Origin of the sequence: Rhizobacter sp., from assembly GCF_031412075.1 — a bacterium.
GTDB lineage: Bacteria > Pseudomonadota > Gammaproteobacteria > Burkholderiales > Burkholderiaceae_C > Rhizobacter.
The window spans coordinates 1-2,858 of the sequence record NZ_JANOCG010000266.1; the positions used below are offsets into that span (position 1 = coordinate 1).

The 2,858-nt window shown below is 68.6% G+C and carries 4 protein-coding genes; 3 read left to right on the forward strand and 1 reads right to left on the reverse strand.

Features of this window, described 5'->3' with window-relative positions:
- Positions 1-710: aldehyde dehydrogenase family protein (locus RMO40_RS09580; RefSeq protein WP_309719699.1), on the forward strand; the 710-nt coding region annotated here is incomplete at its 5' end.
- Between the two features lie 3 nt (positions 711-713).
- Here the strand turns inward: RMO40_RS09580 and RMO40_RS09585 are convergent.
- On the reverse strand, positions 714-1,109 hold the full coding sequence (locus tag RMO40_RS09585) for a 4-oxalocrotonate tautomerase family protein (RefSeq protein ID WP_309719702.1): 396 nt from the start codon (positions 1,107-1,109) through the stop codon (positions 714-716).
- A 96-nt stretch (positions 1,110-1,205) separates the two neighbouring features.
- On the opposite strand from RMO40_RS09585, the gene RMO40_RS09590 reads away from it, so the two are divergent.
- The gene (locus tag RMO40_RS09590) at positions 1,206-2,048 is read left to right on the forward strand and encodes a LysR family transcriptional regulator (protein ID WP_309719709.1); all 843 of its coding nucleotides are present in this window, start codon (positions 1,206-1,208) and stop codon (positions 2,046-2,048) included.
- 19 nt (positions 2,049-2,067) lie between these two features.
- Positions 2,068-2,858: pyrroline-5-carboxylate reductase (gene proC, locus RMO40_RS09595; protein WP_309719717.1), on the forward strand; the 791-nt coding region annotated here is incomplete at its 3' end.

Below are 2,858 nucleotides of genomic sequence, written 5' to 3' on the forward strand. Positions count from 1 at the left end.
TGGTCGACAGCACGGCCCTGCCCGAGCAGGTGGTCGATGCGGTCGTGCAGAGCGCCTTCCGCTCGGCCGGCCAGCGCTGCTCCGCGCTGCGGCTGCTGTGCGTGCACGAGAGCGTGGCCGAGGGCGTGATCGAGATGATCCGCGGCGCGCTGAGCGAGCTGCGGGTCGACGACCCGGCGCTGCTCGCCACCGACGTGGGCCCGGTGATCGACGACGAGGCGTTCGAGGGCATCAACCGCCACGTCGCCCGCCTGCGCCAAGAGGCGGTGCTGATCGGCAGCGCACCCGCGAGCACCGCCGTGCCGCGCCTGGTCGCACCCATCGCCTTCGAGCTGCCACGCATCAGCGACGTGAAGCAGGAGATCTTCGGCCCGGTGCTGCACGTGGTGCGCTGGGGCGGCGACGTGAACGAGGTCGTGAACCAGATCAACGCCCTCGGCTACGGCCTCACGCTCGGCATTCAGACGCGCATCGACAGCCGCGCGCTGCGCCTGGCACAGGCGGCGCGCATCGGCAACGTCTACGTCAACCGCAACATGATCGGTGCGGTGGTGGGTGTGCAACCCTTTGGTGGCGAAGGCCTCTCCGGCACCGGCCCGAAAGCCGGCGGGCCGCACTACCTCTACCGCTTCTGCGCCGAACAGACGCTGACCATCAACACCGCCGCAGCCGGCGGCAATGCCGCCCTGCTCGCCGGCATGCCGGCCTGAAGCTCAGGCCGGGTGCTGGTAGCGGTGCTCCTGCGTCTTGCCGGCGTAGCCGTAGGCGCTGGCACGCAGGTCGGCCACGTGCACGTAGGAGTGTTCGGCCACGCCGCACAGCAGTTCGCCCATGGCCTGGTGCACGGCGGCGAGGTAAACCGCCTTTTCGCGCTTGGTGTTGGTCTCGTCGGTGATGCTGACCATCCAGTGGTAGCTGCGCTGCACGCCGTTCGACAGCGGCTTGCCTCCCAGAAACCATTGCCGAGAGTCGATGAAGTCGACGACCACCGCCGTCACCGCCGGGTCTTTGCCGAGCAGGCGCGCGGTGAGATCGGTGGCAGTGCCGGCCACTTGGGCCGCGAGGTCGGCGTTGGCAGCGCCCGAGATCTGCACATGGATATAAGGCATGAAAGTCCTCCGTGGTTTGACTTGACAGGCTCAGTCTAGGCACGCAGCATTGATCTGATAAGCAGATTTATTTCATGCAATTCATCGAAACTCCTGATGAGTGACCTCGACCCCCTCTGGCTGCGCAGCTTCGTGGCCATCGCCCAGGCCGGCTCGGTCACACGTGCAGCACAACAGGTGCACCGCACTCAGTCGGCCGTCAGCACCCATTTGCAGCAGCTCGAAAGTGCGGTCGGGGTGCAGCTCGTTCAGCGCAGCACACGCGCCTTGACGCTCACGGCCGAGGGCGAGCGCTTTTTGCCGCACGCCCACAAGCTGCTGGCCTGGCAAGACGAAGCCCGCGCCGCCGTGCAGCCCATCCCACAGACCGAGCTGCGCCGCGTGGGCATCAGCGAATACTTCATGCCCGCGCGCCTGGGCGAGCTGCTGGGCTTGCTGCGCGACACCACGCCCGGCGTTCGCTTCGAGCTGCTGTGGGCCAGCTCGGCCTACCTGCAGCGGCTGTGGTCCGCCGGCGAAATGGACCTGGCCGTGCTCACCAGTGACCGCCCTTTGCCCGAGGCACGCTTGCTGCGCCGCGAGCCGCTGGCCTGGGTGGCCGCCGGCAGCGTGGTGCTGCCCACCCAGGGCTCGGCGCCGCTGGTCTTGCTGGGGCCCGACTGCCCGGTTCGCACGCTCGCACTCGCCGCGCTGTCGAGATCGGGCCGCGCCCACCACATCCAGCTCAGCTGCGCGGGCGCGCACGGCGCGGTGGCCGCCATCCGCGCCGGCTGGGGCGTGGGTTGCCTCAACCTTTCGGCCATCCCACCCGACTTGAAGCCCTTGCCGGCGAGCGCGGCGCGGCACTGGCCGGCACCCGGCCGCCTGTCGTTCTATGCACTCGCACGGCCGGCGATGCAGACCACCGAGCGGGCGCTGCGGCGCTGGGCGGCCCCCTGAAACTTCTACACTGGCCCTCATGAACACCATTGCATTCATCGGCGGCGGCAACATGGCCAGCGCCATCATCGGCGGCCTGCTCAAGAGCGGGCGTTCACCGGGCGACATCCTGGTACTGGAACCCAACGCCGAGCAGCGCTCGCGGCTGCAGCGCGACCTCTCCGTCATCACGCTCGAAGCGCCCGGCTCGGTGCTGCAACGCGCGGGCATCGTGGTCTGGGCCATCAAGCCGCAGAACTTCAAGGCCGCGGCCGAGGCCAACCTGCCCCACATCGAGAAGGCGTTGCAATTCAGCGTGATGGCCGGCATCCGCAGCGACGACATGGCCAAGGCGCTCGGCACGCAGCGCATCGTGCGCTCGATGCCCAACACACCCGCGCTCATCGGCCAGGGCATCGCCGGGCTGTATGCGCGGCCCGAGGTCACCGCCCTCGAACGCAAGGACATCGAACGCCTGCTCGCACCCCCCGGCCGCCCGGTGTGGGTCGACGCCGAAGCCGACCTCGACGCCGTCACCGCGCTCTCGGGCTCAGGGCCGGCTTATGTCTACTACTTTGTCGAGGCCATGATGCAGGCAGCGGTGGAGATGGGGCTGAGCGAAGAACAAGGCAAACAACTCGCGCTCGCCACCTTCATGGGCTCGGCGGCCCTGGCACAAACCTCCAGCGACCCGCCCGCCGTGCTGCGCGAACGGGTCACCTCCAAGGGCGGCACCACCTACGCTGCGCTCACCTCGATGGAAGCCAGCGGCGTCAAACTCGCCATCGTCAAAGCCTTGAAAGCCGCGCAACGTCGCGCCACTGAACTGGG

Excerpts from the sequence above, each read along its gene's own strand:
- RMO40_RS09585 (WP_309719702.1), bottom strand. The coding sequence starts at position 1,109 with ATGCCTTATATCCATGTGCAGATCTCGGGCGCTGCCAACGCCGACCTC.
- RMO40_RS09590 (WP_309719709.1), top strand. The coding sequence starts at position 1,206 with ATGAGTGACCTCGACCCCCTCTGGCTGCGCAGCTTCGTGGCCATCGCC.